Origin of the sequence: Coleofasciculus sp. H7-2, assembly GCF_042747725.1 — a bacterium.
Classification (GTDB): domain Bacteria; phylum Cyanobacteriota; class Cyanobacteriia; order Cyanobacteriales; family FACHB-T130; genus FACHB-T130.
The window spans coordinates 12,423-26,760 of the sequence record NZ_JBHZGO010000110.1 but is presented as its reverse complement, the minus strand read 5'-3'; the positions used below and the strand labels follow the sequence as shown (position 1 = coordinate 26,760).

The 14,338-nt window shown below is 46.8% G+C and carries 19 protein-coding genes; 14 read left to right on the top strand and 5 right to left on the bottom strand.

Features of this window, described 5'->3' with window-relative positions; all coding sequences use genetic code 11:
* Nucleotides 1-37 precede the first annotated feature (37 nt).
* The gene (gene apcB, locus ACFW2W_RS24590; protein WP_378184404.1) at nt 38-547 is read left to right on the top strand and encodes an allophycocyanin subunit beta; all 510 of its coding nucleotides are present in this window, start codon (nt 38-40) and stop codon (nt 545-547) included.
* A 133-nt stretch (nt 548-680) separates the two neighbouring features.
* Here the strand turns inward: apcB and ACFW2W_RS24585 are convergent, their stop codons facing one another.
* The gene (locus ACFW2W_RS24585; protein WP_378184403.1) at nt 681-1,019 is read right to left on the bottom strand and encodes a hypothetical protein; all 339 of its coding nucleotides are present in this window, start codon (nt 1,017-1,019) and stop codon (nt 681-683) included.
* 412 nt (nt 1,020-1,431) lie between these two features.
* On the opposite strand from ACFW2W_RS24585, the gene ACFW2W_RS24580 reads away from it, so the two are divergent.
* The 4 genes from ACFW2W_RS24580 (at nt 1,432) to ACFW2W_RS24565 (ending at nt 3,263) form a co-directional block, all read left to right on the top strand.
* Nucleotides 1,432-1,953 carry an HNH endonuclease gene (locus tag ACFW2W_RS24580; protein ID WP_378184402.1) on the top strand — a complete coding sequence of 174 codons (522 nt, stop codon included), beginning with the start codon at nt 1,432-1,434 and terminating at the stop codon, nt 1,951-1,953.
* A gap of 14 nt (nt 1,954-1,967) precedes the next feature.
* A complete protein-coding gene (locus tag ACFW2W_RS24575; RefSeq protein WP_378184401.1) occupies nt 1,968-2,354 on the top strand; it encodes an alr0857 family protein in 387 nt (128 codons plus the stop codon).
* Nucleotides 2,355-2,460: 106 nt separating this feature from the next.
* Nucleotides 2,461-2,820, top strand: a complete 360-nt coding sequence (locus ACFW2W_RS24570) for a hypothetical protein (protein WP_378184400.1) — start codon at nt 2,461-2,463, stop codon at nt 2,818-2,820.
* A gap of 2 nt (nt 2,821-2,822) precedes the next feature.
* Nucleotides 2,823-3,263 carry a hypothetical protein gene (locus tag ACFW2W_RS24565; protein WP_378184399.1) on the top strand — a complete coding sequence of 147 codons (441 nt, stop codon included), beginning with the start codon at nt 2,823-2,825 and terminating at the stop codon, nt 3,261-3,263.
* A gap of 336 nt (nt 3,264-3,599) precedes the next feature.
* Here ACFW2W_RS24565 and msrB read toward each other — a convergent pair whose 3' ends face one another.
* From msrB to ACFW2W_RS24545, 4 genes are all read right to left on the bottom strand, one after another.
* Nucleotides 3,600-4,094: a peptide-methionine (R)-S-oxide reductase MsrB gene (gene msrB / locus ACFW2W_RS24560; RefSeq protein ID WP_378184398.1), complete on the bottom strand. Its 495-nt coding sequence runs from the start codon at nt 4,092-4,094 to the stop codon at nt 3,600-3,602.
* 153 nt (nt 4,095-4,247) lie between these two features.
* Nucleotides 4,248-6,164, bottom strand: coding sequence for a GTPase family protein (locus ACFW2W_RS24555; RefSeq protein WP_378184397.1), 1,917 nt, complete (start codon nt 6,162-6,164; stop codon nt 4,248-4,250).
* Nucleotides 6,165-6,279: 115 nt separating this feature from the next.
* A complete protein-coding gene (locus tag ACFW2W_RS24550; protein ID WP_378184396.1) occupies nt 6,280-6,729 on the bottom strand; it encodes an IS1 family transposase in 450 nt (149 codons plus the stop codon).
* A 7-nt stretch (nt 6,730-6,736) separates the two neighbouring features.
* Nucleotides 6,737-7,024 carry an IS1-like element transposase gene (locus ACFW2W_RS24545; RefSeq protein ID WP_378184395.1) on the bottom strand — a complete coding sequence of 96 codons (288 nt, stop codon included), beginning with the start codon at nt 7,022-7,024 and terminating at the stop codon, nt 6,737-6,739.
* An 86-nt stretch (nt 7,025-7,110) separates the two neighbouring features.
* Here ACFW2W_RS24545 and ACFW2W_RS24540 point away from each other — a divergent pair, with 86 nt between their 5' ends.
* The 9 genes from ACFW2W_RS24540 to ACFW2W_RS24500 all read left to right on the top strand — a co-directional run bounded on the left by ACFW2W_RS24540 (nt 7,111) and on the right by ACFW2W_RS24500 (nt 14,335).
* Complete coding sequence (locus ACFW2W_RS24540; protein ID WP_378184394.1) at nt 7,111-7,368, top strand: BrnA antitoxin family protein; 258 nt, start codon at nt 7,111-7,113, stop codon at nt 7,366-7,368.
* Nucleotides 7,369-7,555: 187 nt separating this feature from the next.
* Complete coding sequence (locus ACFW2W_RS24535; RefSeq protein ID WP_378184393.1) at nt 7,556-7,879, top strand: flavoredoxin; 324 nt, start codon at nt 7,556-7,558, stop codon at nt 7,877-7,879.
* 19 nt (nt 7,880-7,898) lie between these two features.
* Nucleotides 7,899-8,156 (top strand): hypothetical protein, encoded by a 258-nt coding sequence (locus ACFW2W_RS24530; protein ID WP_378184392.1) that lies wholly within the window; start codon nt 7,899-7,901, stop codon nt 8,154-8,156.
* Between the two features lie 319 nt (nt 8,157-8,475).
* On the top strand, nt 8,476-9,492 hold the full coding sequence (locus tag ACFW2W_RS24525) for a GIY-YIG nuclease family protein (protein ID WP_378184391.1): 1,017 nt from the start codon (nt 8,476-8,478) through the stop codon (nt 9,490-9,492).
* 140 nt (nt 9,493-9,632) lie between these two features.
* Entirely contained in the window at nt 9,633-10,070 is a 438-nt protein-coding gene (locus ACFW2W_RS24520) for a hypothetical protein (RefSeq protein WP_378184390.1), read from the top strand.
* Nucleotides 10,071-10,780: 710 nt separating this feature from the next.
* Nucleotides 10,781-11,587 (top strand): phytanoyl-CoA dioxygenase family protein, encoded by an 807-nt coding sequence (locus tag ACFW2W_RS24515; RefSeq protein ID WP_378184389.1) that lies wholly within the window; start codon nt 10,781-10,783, stop codon nt 11,585-11,587.
* A 1-nt stretch (nt 11,588) separates the two neighbouring features.
* Nucleotides 11,589-12,632, top strand: a complete 1,044-nt coding sequence (locus ACFW2W_RS24510) for a glycoside hydrolase family 43 protein (RefSeq protein ID WP_378184388.1) — start codon at nt 11,589-11,591, stop codon at nt 12,630-12,632.
* Nucleotides 12,633-13,047: 415 nt separating this feature from the next.
* Nucleotides 13,048-14,019, top strand: coding sequence for a sodium-dependent bicarbonate transport family permease (locus tag ACFW2W_RS24505; RefSeq protein ID WP_378184387.1), 972 nt, complete (start codon nt 13,048-13,050; stop codon nt 14,017-14,019).
* Nucleotides 14,020-14,023: 4 nt separating this feature from the next.
* Nucleotides 14,024-14,335 (top strand): P-II family nitrogen regulator, encoded by a 312-nt coding sequence (locus ACFW2W_RS24500; RefSeq protein WP_190456342.1) that lies wholly within the window; start codon nt 14,024-14,026, stop codon nt 14,333-14,335.
* Nucleotides 14,336-14,338: the final 3 nt, after the last annotated feature.

The window sequence follows — 14,338 nt, the reverse complement described above, 5'->3', positions numbered from 1 at the left end:
AATCATCTATATAGCTTGTTGTTGGGAGAGCAATTTCATGCGCGACGCAGTCACAAACCTGATTAAGAATTACGATGTTACGGGTCGTTACCTGGATCGCAATGCCGTAGATTCCCTGAAATCCTATTTTGAAACCGGCACAGCACGAGTCCAGGCGGCTGCTGTGATTAACTCCAATGCAGCTTCGATTGTGAAGCAGGCGGGGTCACGGCTGTTTGAAGAACTGCCGGAACTGATTCAACCAGGCGGGAATGCATATACGACTCGTCGCTATGCTGCTTGTCTGCGGGATATGGACTATTACCTGCGCTATGCCAGCTATGCGTTGGTTGCAGGTGATACGAATGTGCTGGATGAGCGGGTGCTGCAAGGTCTTCGGGAAACTTACAACTCGTTGGGAGTGCCGATTGGCCCCACCGTGATGGGCATCCAAATCATGAAGGACATTGTGAAAGAACAAGTGGCAGCGGCTGGGGTTACAAATACAGCATTTGTGGATCAGCCCTTTGACCACATGACCCGCGATTTAAGCGAACAGGATGTCTAAGCAGCTAATAGCAATGAATAATTAACGATTAGCTAAGAGCTGGTGAGCGATCGCACTTTTTACCTTGTACTGGGGTAGAGTGCGATCGCTTTTGTTTATGCTGTACTAACGCTAATTTGAAGACACCAAAAGCCTATCTCGATGACAAACTCTCAATACTTAAAGGAACCAGATCGCCATGATTGGTAAATCCTAACAGCATTGGCTCCTGCGGTCGGATAAACTTGCCCGTCAGTACACAGCGTTGTTCTTGCTGCGCTGTGGCGGGAACGCTAGAGAGGATATCAGACCTGGAGAATTGAGGTTTATAATCATCGGATTTCTGCTGCACGTAGTTCCAGAGGATATCTCGAATCAAAGCTTGATATCCCTGATGACCTGCGAGTTCCTTGAGTTCTTCCTTCAGTTCTCTCTCCAAGCGTATGCTGGTGACTTCCATTTCAGTAGTTGAGGTGCGAGGTAGGGTACGCATGATTTTTCTCCTAAAATTTGTGGACAGATTAGTAATACAAGTGTAGTATATTGAAAGCCACATTCAAGTTAAACCATTCAAGAAGCCTTCCTGTGAGACATACACCTGCTTTCTCCATCTCATCAGCCAGCGATTCCTACTCCTTAACGGGTTGGGAATCAGTCGGTGCGGGCGTGGAGTTTCTTTTTATGGGTGGATATGGTTGCCAGGGGCAAGGTAGGGAGATTGATAAAAATTTGGAGCGCCATAATAGTGGGAGTCTGCGGTTTGCAGAACCCGAACTAAACAAACCAAGCGGGAGGTACAGGCTAAAAGTAGCTGTACCAACATAGGACGAGAAGACTCAAAAAGTTTTTCCAGCCCCCGCTTCTAATTACCAGAGGCGGGGGTTAATTGTATGAGGAGCCAAGTCGTGACAAGCGCAACTGACGTGTTAGGTAGGTCGGTAGTTGTATTTTCCCAGAACTACTTGCCCATGAGCCGGGTCAATATTAAGCGAGCGATCGCTCTATTGATCGGTGGTAAAGCCGAACCTTTGCAGTTTAGCGATGCAGCTGGCTGGCAAGTGCGATCGCCCAGCGTGGTGATCGATGTGCCAGAACAAATTCGCCTCACCGTCACGAGTGCAGAGCGAGTTTGGAAGGTTCCCCCAGTGAACCGTCGGGAATTGCTGCGGAGAGACCATCACACCTGCCAATACTGCGGCAACACGAAACAGTTGACGATCGATCACGTCCTTCCCTTATCAAAGGGCGGAAAACACACCTGGGACAATGTAGTTATCGCCTGCGAAAGGTGCAATCAACGCAAGGGCGATCGCACTCCTACTCAAGCGGGAATGCCCCTCCGCACCCAGCCTAAAGCCCCCATGCACCCTGCTGTTGCCTTTGCCGAACAGTTCTGGCGCGAACAGCACGATCACCTGGATTTGTAAGGAGACACCAAGCAATGCTGAAATTAACTTACACCGAAAACGGCTTTTACTTGGAGTGTCTAGCTCAATCTCTAGAAGAGTGGGTGGCACGGCGGGTGATTTTGGCGCTGCGAGTGGGTACCCCCATCTCCGTCGAACCCAGCACCGCTTGCTTCTTGCTTCCGGCTTGTTTGCCAGAAATCGGACGGTTGGCAGATGAAGCGCAGCGGGAAGGTTCGGAAATTATTGGCTTGTGTGCTTGCGATGCCGAGTACGTTGAAGTCTGCCTGTATGGTAGTTGGGTGGATGGAGGCTCAAAAAATGGAGAGGGTGTTTTTGTGACTGCAATGAGCGATCGCGCTGAATTCTTCCTCTTCAAGCTTTGGCAAGATGCACAAGCTTGTACCTCCTCCTTGAGGTAACTGTAGGGGCGCACCGCAGTGCGCCCTTTTCATCTTGACTCATTTCCACAGTTAATCTAAAAATAGAATAGGGTTCAAAGGATTTTTTAATTTGAGGAATATTCCTGTGTTTTTAGAAAATAAAAGAATTGCGGGAATAGCAAAATATGCCTTTAGTAAACACGAAGCCTTAAACCAAGCAAATTTTACTGCTTTGAATGTAGAGAGCCTCAAAGGTACTTTGTCTTACTTCTCTCATTCGTACTCTAAGGGAGAAATTAGCGATAAGGCATTTGAGGCTTTAGTACGCTATGCCTGTGCAATCTTTATCGATAATGAAGTAGAAGAAAGGGTTCAAGAAGCTTTGGAGCATAAGCTTACGCAGTTCTGGAATTCAAAATTATCGCCAGCATTAGAAGAATACATTTCTGACAGAGAAGCAACTGTTTATAAAGCTAATCTATCTCGGCTTCTGAGGAGCAGATAATTATGTCTGAGCAAGAACCTCAATTTAATGAAAGCTACGATAATAAAAAAGAAACACAAAATGATAGAGGAGATTTAGATAATATTCCTGCTGAATTAGAAAATCTGCCTGCAGAAGTAAAAAGAGTGGTGCAAGCAACTCTCTCAATGCAACGAATTTCTACACCTTTTGGTTCCCCACTTCAAGGCAAGATTAACGAAGAGCATATCTCAAAAATACTTGAGATTGTAGAAAAGGATGATGAGAGAACGTTTGCTGATGCTCAGTCAGCTCGAATGTACACTCTTATTAATACGATTATTATTTTAGGATTTTTAACGGTTTTCTTAGTCAATAAAGATGTAGAAGTTTATAGAGAGCTACTGAAGTTGACTGTTGCTTTTGCCGGTGGCTTAGGAAGTGGCTTCGGTTTGAAAGGCTATTTAGACAGAAAAAGCAAGTAGTCTTTGCATCTGGGAAATGACACAGATGACTAACACACTGAATAAGGAAGAGTACACTAAGCTACTTGCTGAAACTTCGCCACGAGGCATTGACACAGAGACAGAGCATAAACGCCTAATAAATGAAGTTAAGGAAAATTGTAGGGAATGGTTGAGGAAACGTTACCCAACAAAATCCTAAAAGTGTTGGGTAACGTTTCCTCAACCATTCCCTACTGGGCTAAGAGGTTTTTGGCGCTAACTGAACTGTATTAACCCATAATTAACTCAGGCATTTTAAAAAATTGGTCAACACTTCTAAAACACCTGCCAAACGATGCAGTCAAACAGGAATCGTCAGCCTGCAATAAATTTAAGCGCAGCACCGTTCATGCAGTAGCGTTTGCCAGTCGGGCGTGGACCATCGTTAAACACATGACCTAAATGCCCACCGCAGCGATGGCAATGCACTTCAACTCTGGTCATAAAAAGTGACTTGTCTGTGGATGTGCCGATTCCACCTTCAATGGGAGCATAAAAACTGGGCCAACCAGTATGGCTGTCGAATTTAGTTTCAGAGGTAAAAAGCGGTAAGTCACACGCCGCACACTCATAAATCCCTTTAGCGTATTGCTTATCGAGAGGGCTAGCCCCAGCACGTTCGGTACCGTGTTGACGTAGGACGTTAAACTGTTCGGGCGTCAAAATTTTACGCCATTCTTCCTCAGTTTTGTTGATTTCAAAGTTATTGTTTGAAGCTGCCATAACTCCCGATCTCCCAGTTAGATAACGTGATAACCATGCCGCACCTACGATTGCTGCGCCAGCCTTTAAAAGATAACGTTTTTTCATGCTGCATTATTCAGTTGTCGGTGTGAACCAGCCAGTTCAACCTTGAGAGAGTTTATTTGGCTCTATCTCTAGGATGCGCGATCGCCCTGAATTAAGTCTGATAACCTGCTTAAAATTCGCTAAGAAGCCTGGATCAGATAAAGAGGCATCGGCTCAAATTTGCTTGAGATAAAATTCAAACCGTTCCCGGAGTTGTTCAACTGTCAGATTTTGAGTCCAATATTCCACTAAAGCGTGACCAAATGCCCAGGCATTGCGTTCTGGTGAAGCGGGGTTTTCCAACAGCAAAGACCAAAGGGATAGCAGGTCAAAGTTGATAGGGTTTTCGCCCGGATTCAAGAGCGAGAACAAATCATACGCCATCTGGAGTTTGCCAATGACAACCGGCAATTGTTCCACGGGAATTTGGTCTGCCAGCAGATATGCTAAGTTTGGTCGTCCGGTTGTCAGCGTGGCAATGAACTGGAGGACGGGACTTTTGAGCAGTGCAGCCAGTCCCTGTGTAGTTGTCATCTGGAAGGTGTAGCGGTCGATGATTTTGGCAGCAGCGACAGTGCGGGCATCCAAGTTACGCAAAAAACGGGCAAGGCGGAGTTGCTTAGTAGGCGCGATCGCATCCACCAGTGCCAATGATAGTGCGTCCACTCCCCATGCAGCTCGACCCGTTTTCGTGTCACCTGTGACGACGGGTAGAACCAGATTGCAGAAGTCGCCTAGAAGCGATTTGCGATACTCGGTAGCTTCCCGAATCGCCTTTTCCTTCGGGCGATCGCCTGCTTGCCAGTCGTAGGGAGGTTCCCACTCGCGGATGGGGCGCAGACGATCCACCTGAGTGACAATTGCGATAGCGCTCAAGTCTGCAACTTCTGCCTTCATATCTTTGAGAAAGTCCATATCCATTTGCAGTGCCGGATCGAGGGCAGGAGTGACTAATAGCAACAGATCCGCGTTGGTGGCATAATCCAGCACAAGCTCTCGTAAATCCGCCCGGTTCACTTGTTCGTAACCCGGAGTATCCCAAAGTGTCAGGGTTTCCCCCAATTGGCTCTGCCAGTGGTAATTCTGAATCTTATCAGTGCTGGGTAACACATCGACTGCGGCTCGATCTGCTTGAAATAGTGTATTAATCAAGCTACTTTTTCCAGATCCGGTTCGTCCCACCAGCAGAATATTGACGGGTTTTTGCTCAACCACTTCGACGGGTTCTACTTGAGACAAGATTTCTTTGAGAGTTTGTGTTTTTGCCTTGGGTAACGTCGGTGTGGAAACAGAGGATTCTAACGCTGGTAGTGTAGTAGTGCCTCCGTAAAGAGCGATCGCTTGCCGACATAAGTTTCGGAGGGCAGCTTCCCGGAGCATCTGGCTCAAATTCCCCAGCAATTCCTGATTTGCCTGGTTACTAGAACGCTGAGTGACTTGTTTTGCCACCGCCACCACCGGATTCAAGAGCCACTGCGCCCAGTTCCATACTTGCCAGAGTTTACGAGCCGATGGCTCCAGCTTGCGATAAACGCCGTATGCTTGGTATGCCTGCCCAATCGTGACCCGATCGAGGGCAGGGGATAACTTCTGTATCCACCCGTCCAGATCGTCCACCGTTCCCCGAATCAGCCCGTAAGCTTGAGTAACGTGAATGTTCAGCAGGGGATACTTTACTTCAGGATGGTAGACATGAGCGATCGCTACCACAAGATCCTGGCATCGCTGCCAAAAGGTTTGCCAGTCTTCCCAAATCGGGCGATCGCTCTGTGCGGCTTTCAGGATCTCTTGATAGGCGACTTCTGCTTGATTTACGGCATCATTTGCTGCTGGTAGCCCTACAGTGTCGCCTGCACCCGATTCTAGTTCAGCGCTGACCTCAGCCATAACAGATTCTATTTGCGCGATCGCTGGTCGAGTCCACTTAACCAGCAGCCAACGCCAACCCACGAATACAAGAGTAAATACAGCCCAGATCCAATTAATCCGCCACTCATGAATCTGCAACCCTGCCGATACTAGCAAGAAACCGACGATCGTTGCGATCGGCGTTGCCAACACCACCCACTGCCACACCTTTAATTGCACCATTGTTCCAAACCTGTCTCGATTCGACTGCTTATACCGTTATTGTCGATCTAACTTCCTCTGATGCTAGACCCCATAATGCGGGATAAGGTAATGTTCTAGACCTGTGTATTGGTTGTCATACAGCCCGCCCAAATTCATAGCGGTTGATGAACAGTCCAATCACCGTGTCATGCATCAAGACAGATTTAGAGAAGCAAATGGTTTTGCGCGCCAACCGTTTGATCCGAGTCCTTAGCGTTAAGTGTTTTCGTTCAATGCGCTGAGTGTTCGTTTTACCAACCGTATGCTGTTCGGGCTCGAGCAATCGCAAGTAAGCCCCCCACCTATCGGTGTAAAACTGCTGGATGCCAAAGGGGGTGAGCAAGGTCATGAGCGCTGAGAGGGCGGCATCTTCATGGGGCGCTAGAACATAGCCCAGCACGGCACCCGTTTGATGGTCGATGGCATGCCAGAGCCATCGTTGCTGCCGCTTTGATTGTACAAAGCTCCACATCTCGTCCATTTCCGCTTCGTCTACCCGCACTATCATGGCTGCGGTGGGAGGAGTTGGCTTCTGCTCTAACACGGCCCGGTTAACCGGCTCCAGATGCCGATGTTTTTTTTAACTCCTCAATCACTGTCGTCGGACTAACCTTCAGCACCCGAGCCGTATCCCGAATGCCGCTGCCATTCATCGCCATATCACTGATTTGCCGCTTGACCTCAGGCAAGTAGCCTCGGTAGGTGTAGTCACGGATGAAAGAGGCACGCGAACACTGGGTGTTGCGGCAGCGATAGCGCTGCTTACCTTCATCACTTTTGCCATTTTTGACGACATCAGGGGTGTGACAAGTGGGGCAGCAAACGGGTTCGAGAACCATGAGCAGAGAGTGGGTATCAGGACTCTTCTATTTTGCCGTGAAACACAGGTCTAGAACACTACCAGCAATATGAGGAAGAATAACTGATGGAAGCTGAGTATGATTTTAGCCAGGGGAAGCGGGGAGCAATCGAGCCAACGCCGCCAGGGAAAACACGTATCACCATCCGATTAGATGATGATGTCTTAGCATGGTTTCGCGAGCAAGTTCATCTAGCAGGTGGGGGAAATTATCAGACGTTAATCAACGATGTACTTCGCCAGCATATCCAACAGCATCGCGAACCATTAGAAGAAACGCTACGGAGAGTTTTACGAGAGGAACTTGAGCGGATGGGGAAATGAAGTGCGATCGGCATTGCCGATACTACCCACTGCCACACCTTTAATTGCACCATTACCCCACCCCTACCTAAATTAGACTTCTTATACCGCTATTGTCGATCTAACGTGAGCTTTGCCGTTAGACCACAGTTAAGCAGTGATTTTTGGTAGAGTGTAGCGGATATTTGAGTCAAGCAAGCTTGCACTTGTGGAGAGAATTCCAGACGAAGCTTTACTGGTTCGAGGAGGTCGCAATCTCCCAGAAGATATCCAACGTGGAACGGGAACCCACCCTAGCGGCGTGACGGGAATTTCCGTGGAATGTGCAGTAGGATTGTCTGTAGTGGAGTTGGCACCAGTAATCCCTCATAGACAGGTTGGTGTAACTACAGTGGGCGAAGTTCGGTCTTTAGGTGGGGATGTAATCCGAACATCCGGCAGAAGTCCAAATCATGCCACCTTGACTGGCTTAACTCCGGAGCAAATCAGCAGTCTTCTGACACCTGCCATTCCCAATCCAGCTCGGCAGTAGTAAGCAGCAAAGGAAGCACATGAGTCAACTAAGAGTCTTTGCAGATTTTCATAATGCCGATGTCCAGGGTCGCTTACGTTTGAACTGTATTGGCACAATTGAAGACTTGGCTCTTCAAAACATCAAGTTGCACGATGGTCAGTTGCTGACGCTGTACAGTGAAGATTTGGAAGTGGATGGAGTAGTGCAATATTCTGAAGAAGAACATTTGTGGGTTGCCGTCATTGATTGGAATGGAATCAAGCAACTGGAAGACCTTGCACTTCAAGTACAATAGCAACATAATTTACTGCTAACACGACAATCCAAATTTAATCTTGCTATCCACACCCTAATCCCTTGAATAAGCACCATCTGGCACTAGCCAGTCAAAGCTGAAATGCTCTGGTGGCATCATTTCCCGCTGCCTGAAAGCTTATATTGTCGGGATTCCTCCACAGCGCCGAGCGTTACGTTAGCCATTGCCAAATTAGGTGCAAAGATGTGTGCTAAACGGAGTATCAGTTGTAAGAAGAACGACGACACGCCGTTAGATTATTCACTAAATCGGGAATATTAGATGTAGAGACTGCACGTAGCAACTACAGAACACAAACATGAACGCAGAAGAACATATCCGCCGACTATCCCATATAGCTATAAAAAGCAGGGATCTACTTCCCGAACAGTCGGGAATCTATTACGTAATAGACGAAAAATCTATAATCTGGTATATAGGACAGGCAAAGAACTTGCGTAGCCGCTGGGCGGGCGATAGTCACCACAGATTCTATCAGCTACAAAAGCAACGTAAGAAGCAATTTACAATCTACTACGAGCTAGTAGCTGAATTGCAGCTTGATGCTATAGAACGGCAGCGAATTGAACAATACAGCCCACAGTTGAACGGGACTAAAGTTAAGATTAAGAAGCTACATCCCACAGAGACACTCTTACGGGAAACGCTAGTTATCCTTGCACCGTATAGCTTTGTACTAGGTATAGAATCGCCCCGAAAAGAAGACCTTAAGCTCATTGAGGATTCTGTCTTTTGGCAAGATGAGTGGAGAGTTCAGAAAGCAGTGTTACCTCTTAAGGTGATACACGTTTGTATTAATTTAAATGAATTAGGAGAAGCTATCAAAGATCAAGACTGGCTGTCAATGTGCCGTTTCCTTAAAAAGGTTTTTAGGAAGCGAAGTAACTATTCAGACAATTGGGCTTGTAAAGGTAAAATAAGTTATGAATATTCAGGTATGTTTTTCCTGAGAAGACTGTTAGTTAATGGTGTTGCTATAGAAGTCTATGTAACTAACCAAGAAGCAGTGGCACTCATTGAACACTACGAATTAATTCAACTTTCTGGAGTAAAAATTCGATCTGTTAATGACCTATCTTTGGCTGTGATAAAAAATAAGTGCCAGCTAAGAGTTGTAGGAATGTATGCATATTCTGAACCCCAAAATCAGCTATACGACCAATATCGCCGCTCAGCTATAGCACGACTATCTCCATACAAGGAAGATTTGGTTAAACTGTTGTTTAACGAAGACTTAGACACAAGCAAACTGCAAATCTTCTCAATAGAGCGCAAGACTAAAGAGGAAAACAATGCTGTCTTTCTGCAAGGTTAGCTAACCTTGCACTCAAGAAAGAGTATCTCAAGACACTGTTAACAGAACGTAGACTTGACTTAAACCGTTATCAGGTCAACAAGTACCTAGAAAGGATACCCACAGATGACAGTTATATTGAAAATAATCATGCTAAGAGAATGATTGTCTACGTAAAATCTTTTATTTACGGCGACCTTCGTAAACCTATTTACTACGGTAGAATGATACATGGTCAAAAAGGTAACACATACCAATCGCCAAATTTGCTTGACTGTCCCTATAAAGAAGTCTACTTAGCATCCACAGTAGACCGAGCATTTTGGTTACTATTAGAAACCTACTTGTCGGATTTTGTCAAAGTAGAGCTTAACGAATCAGAAGGGTATATAAACAAAGCGTATGTGTCCGCTAGAAAATTTCTAGTGCCTGTTATGCTGACTGTAACCTTAAATGGGAAGTGGAAAGCAGACATTCCATTGGGTTCTAAAGATGATATGTCATACAGCGAAGTTGCAAATATTATCAAAAGCCGTTTACAGGCAAGTGGAATACCTAAGCTAACTTTCTCATTGAAATCTGAGTCTACACGTACCTAGCTACTACCATCTTGCTCCTCAAAAATATGGCTCTCAAAAAAGAGCGCCAACTACTGAAGAAAGCTACAGAGCGATCGCCTGTGCCACAAAGCCAGCAGCGATCGCGTCTTTAACACCACGCTGCACCGGACAAGCGGGCGATAGCGAAGCGCTGACTTGTCAGTTCGCTTACCGTGCCGTAAGCATTCGCCATCTCATCGTCAGTCTTCATTGAGATAAAAATAGTGTTGCTCAACTTGCAACATTAACTCAAAGTTTTTTTAAGATTTGAGGTAGCGATCGCTATTTCGCATCTATCGCGAGGAATAATAGTATTTAGTATCTGAGGCTACGTTTTTCTCTCTAGCAATGAGGAATCAGTTTTAGCAGCAGCGATGTAACTTCGAGAAGCTAGGTCACTAAGGCTTGTGGATATGGAAATGACGATTGGACGATAGTCGTTAATAATTCAACCGTTGCAGGATGAGTGAAGGTTGCACAGCTTCATTCTTTGCCCGCTGATTAAGCAATTCGGTCACAATTTCATCTAAAAGTTCAGGAGATTCCATAAGCGCGAAACGTGGAAATTACTGAACGATTGAACACCTGGTTAAGCAGTAATTACACGGAAGGTTTTGGGAGCAGCAAACTCGCTTCCTGAAACACTTTGCTCTTGTAAAGATAGATTTTACTTCAACTCTAACGCCCTGAATTGGAGCAGGAACAGCAACATGATTCAAACTACAGATACAGCTAAGTTTACGACGACTGACCTGAATCGCTTTGCTGAAGAACTTAATCGAGATGGAATTTGTGTAATTCGGGGTTTGTTGGACAGAAGATTGATCGAAGAGTGGGGAGAGGCTTTTAATGAATTATTCCGAAAGCGCCAAAACCAACCGGGAGGTTTGGCACCCCGCGAACAATCCCGCTACTATCTAACTTTCCCCTGGGTTGCTCCCTTTGCCAATGTAGATGTGTTTGCGAATCCAGTAATTTTGGGAATTCTCGATCGCGTATTTTACCAAGAATATAAGATGGTGCAGTTGGGGGCTGATATTCCAGTACAGGGTTCGGATTACCAAGAAACTCACCGGGACTTTCGCCCACTTTTCTCAGATCAGATAGTAACGCCACTCTACGCGCTGGCGGTTAACTTTCCGCTGGTAGAAGTAACGGCAGACAATGGGCCGTTTCAAATGGCGCGGGGGACTCATGTCTTGCCTCGTGAGGAAGGGTTAGTGAAGGTCGCTGCTGGCGAAATTCCGATGGAGTCCTTTTATATGCAGCCGGGTGATGTGATGATTCGCTCGCCGTTGGCGCTACATCGAGGCTCGCCGAACCGGACAAACACTCCCAGACCGATGGTTGTGATGGGCTATGTGATGCATTGGCTGCATACCGCGAAAGTGGACTTGACTGTGCAACGGGACTATTATGAAAGTCTGCCAGAGCCAGTAAGGGAATTACTGCGGTGCCAAGTGGTGGAGCAGTTGCCGGAGAACAAAGTTGAAACCTACGTGAATTTTAAGTATTAGGATGTCTCAATTTGAGCCGACACCTGAAGAATTCCCAAGCATTCGCACCTACACTAATCCGGTGTACAACGGCTATTTTGCCGATCCGTTTGTTTGGGAACACCAGGGGGTATATTACGCAATCGGCACGGGTGCAGCAGAAGCAGAGGGAGAGGTGGACGAAATCGGCGAACGGCGCGTTTTTCCCCTCCTGCGCTCTGAGGACTTTGTAAACTGGGAGTTCGCGGGTAATGCACTGTTGCGCCCAGACCCTACTCTCGGCGATAACTTTTGGGCACCGGAAGTTGCGTACTGCGAACCGACAAGGTCGGCGCAACGCGATCGCAAGTTCTATCTTTATTACTCAGTAGGGCATGAAGACAAGAACCATCAGTTGCGGGTTGCAACTAGCGATCGCCCCTTAGGACCTTATCAAGACATCGGTGAACCCCTCGTAGACCCCAAATCGTGCCCTTTCGCCATCGATCCGCATCCCTTTCGAGATGACGACGGGCAATGGTATCTGTTCTACGCCCGCGATTTCCTGGACACAGAAGGAGGCGTAAGGGCTGGAACTGCGCTGATGGTAGACCGATTGGTAGGGATGACAAAACTAGCTGGAGAGGGGAAAGTTGTTTTACGCGCCCGCTGTGACTGGCAACGGTTTCTAGCAAACCGTCTGATGTACGGCGCGAGCTATGATTGGCATACCTTAGAAGGCCCTAGTGTCCGCAAATATGCAGGTCGCTACTACTGCTTTTACAGTGGTGGGCGCTGGGAAACGGAAAACTACGGTGTCGATTATGGCGTTGCAGATAGCGTCATGGGTCCTTACTCCGATGCAGGGAATGAAGCCGGACCCCGCGTATTGAAAACTGTTCTCGATCGGGTTCTCGGTCCTGGTCATAACTCGATCGTTGTCGGTCCCGATGGTCAAACTGATTATATCGCTTACCATGCTTGGGATACGGGCAGATCGGCGCGGCGAATGTGCTTGGATAAATTGATTTGGACGGCGGATGGCCCGCGCGGCGATGGTCCCACCTGGACATTGCAGACTATATAACAGTGCATAATAACAGTGCATAGCGATCGCGCTCTTCGTAACCGAAGCAATTCGATCCGCTCACGTCCGACTGCTTGCGGTAAGAAATACTTACGTAAGTATGAGCATATCGAGAAATGCCAGTGCCTCCTCCATCTTGTGGGGAAGCACTGGCATCTTCACTAGAATTCGCCTGTAGCCCGTGCTGTTGTTGCGGTCGCGAACCCTTCAGCGATTGTCAAACCCAGCGCCCGACTGATTCCGGTGTTTAGAAAGGTTTTATTTATACTTCGTATAAAAATTTCCTATATCTTTTTAGCGGCTCAATTGCCATACAGTGGTTCTACGCAACCTCTGATGCCTAGAACTACTGTGTTACTTCAGTCATGATTAAAACCTTTTTCAAATTCTTGGTTATCCAGGATGGGGAGTGGATATGGATACAAGCCTGATCGTTTCTAATATCTTGAATCCACCAATCCTATTCTTCTTTCTAGGTATGGTGGCAGTTTTTGTTAAATCGGATCTGGAAATTCCGGCTCCTTTCCCAAAGTTACTGTCACTTTATCTACTATTTTCCATTGGCTTTAAGGGAGGAGTGGAACTGATCAAAAGCGGCTTAACCCAGGAAGTGATATTCACCATGCTGGCAGCCATATTGATGGCGTGTGCTGTCCCGATCTATACCTTTTTTATCCTGAAGCTGAGGCTAGATACCTATGATGCAGCTGCGATCGCTGCGACTTATGGCTCCATCAGTGCCGTAACTTTCATCACGGCAGGAGCTTTTTTGACCGAGTTGGGGATTGATTATGATGGTTATATGGTTGCAGCCCTAGCGCTTATGGAATCTCCGGCTATCATCGTCGGGCTGATTCTGGTCAATCTGTTCACACCCAGCCAGGGAGATCGGGACTTTTCCTGGCCCGAAGTGTTGCAAGAAGCCTTCCTGAATAGCTCCGTATTTCTGCTGGTTGGTAGCCTGATCATCGGAGTCCTAACTGGAGAACGCGGTTGGCACACTTTGGAACCCTTTACTCAGGGATTGTTCTACGGTATCCTGACCTTCTTTTTGCTCGACATGGGATTGGTTGCGGCTAGAAGGATTAAGGACTTGCAAAAAACGGGCGGTTTTCTCATTTCTTTTGCAATACTAATCCCAATCGTCAATGCAGCCATTGGGATTGGTATTGCAAAATTTATCGGAATGCCCAAGGGAGACGCACTCTTATTTGCGGTGCTTTGTGCGAGTGCTTCTTATATTGCTGTTCCCGCCGCTATGCGCTTAACGGTTCCGGAAGCAAACCCTAGCTTGTACGTTTCTACCGCCCTAGCTGTAACGTTTCCTTTCAACATCATTGTCGGAATTCCTGTATATCTGTACGGAATTGAGATGCTTTGGAGATAACATCATGCATTCAGTTAAACGAATAGAAATCATCGCAAATTCAGTTGAACTTGGCAAAATTTTAGACAGCTTAAAAAAATCAGGTGTAACGGGGCACCTAGTCATCCGAAATGTTGCCGGACAAGGGCTTAGAGGCGGTTCTGAAGATTTAGACATGACGATGCTGGATAATGTCTATGTCATCGCGTTTTGTGCGCCAGAAAAACTTAAAGGTGCGGTGGAAATTATTCGACCAATCCTCAACAAGTTTGGAGGCAGCTGTTACATTTCTGATGCGATGGAAATTCGCTCGACAAGATGCGTTGCGTCGCTGTAAGGT

Coding starts and splice junctions, on each gene's coding strand:
- apcB (WP_378184404.1), top strand. CDS start 38: ATGCGCGACGCAGTCACAAACCTGATTAAGAATTACGATGTTACGGGT.
- ACFW2W_RS24585 (WP_378184403.1), bottom strand. CDS start 1,019: ATGCGTACCCTACCTCGCACCTCAACTACTGAAATGGAAGTCACCAGC.
- ACFW2W_RS24575 (WP_378184401.1), top strand. CDS start 1,968: ATGCTGAAATTAACTTACACCGAAAACGGCTTTTACTTGGAGTGTCTA.
- ACFW2W_RS24565 (WP_378184399.1), top strand. CDS start 2,823: ATGTCTGAGCAAGAACCTCAATTTAATGAAAGCTACGATAATAAAAAA.
- msrB (WP_378184398.1), bottom strand. CDS start 4,094: ATGAAAAAACGTTATCTTTTAAAGGCTGGCGCAGCAATCGTAGGTGCG.
- ACFW2W_RS24555 (WP_378184397.1), bottom strand. CDS start 6,164: ATGGTGCAATTAAAGGTGTGGCAGTGGGTGGTGTTGGCAACGCCGATC.
- ACFW2W_RS24545 (WP_378184395.1), bottom strand. CDS start 7,024: ATGGTTCTCGAACCCGTTTGCTGCCCCACTTGTCACACCCCTGATGTC.
- ACFW2W_RS24540 (WP_378184394.1), top strand. CDS start 7,111: ATGGAAGCTGAGTATGATTTTAGCCAGGGGAAGCGGGGAGCAATCGAG.
- ACFW2W_RS24530 (WP_378184392.1), top strand. CDS start 7,899: ATGAGTCAACTAAGAGTCTTTGCAGATTTTCATAATGCCGATGTCCAG.
- ACFW2W_RS24525 (WP_378184391.1), top strand. CDS start 8,476: ATGAACGCAGAAGAACATATCCGCCGACTATCCCATATAGCTATAAAA.
- ACFW2W_RS24520 (WP_378184390.1), top strand. CDS start 9,633: ATGATTGTCTACGTAAAATCTTTTATTTACGGCGACCTTCGTAAACCT.
- ACFW2W_RS24515 (WP_378184389.1), top strand. CDS start 10,781: ATGATTCAAACTACAGATACAGCTAAGTTTACGACGACTGACCTGAAT.
- ACFW2W_RS24510 (WP_378184388.1), top strand. CDS start 11,589: ATGTCTCAATTTGAGCCGACACCTGAAGAATTCCCAAGCATTCGCACC.
- ACFW2W_RS24505 (WP_378184387.1), top strand. CDS start 13,048: ATGGATACAAGCCTGATCGTTTCTAATATCTTGAATCCACCAATCCTA.
- ACFW2W_RS24500 (WP_190456342.1), top strand. CDS start 14,024: ATGCATTCAGTTAAACGAATAGAAATCATCGCAAATTCAGTTGAACTT.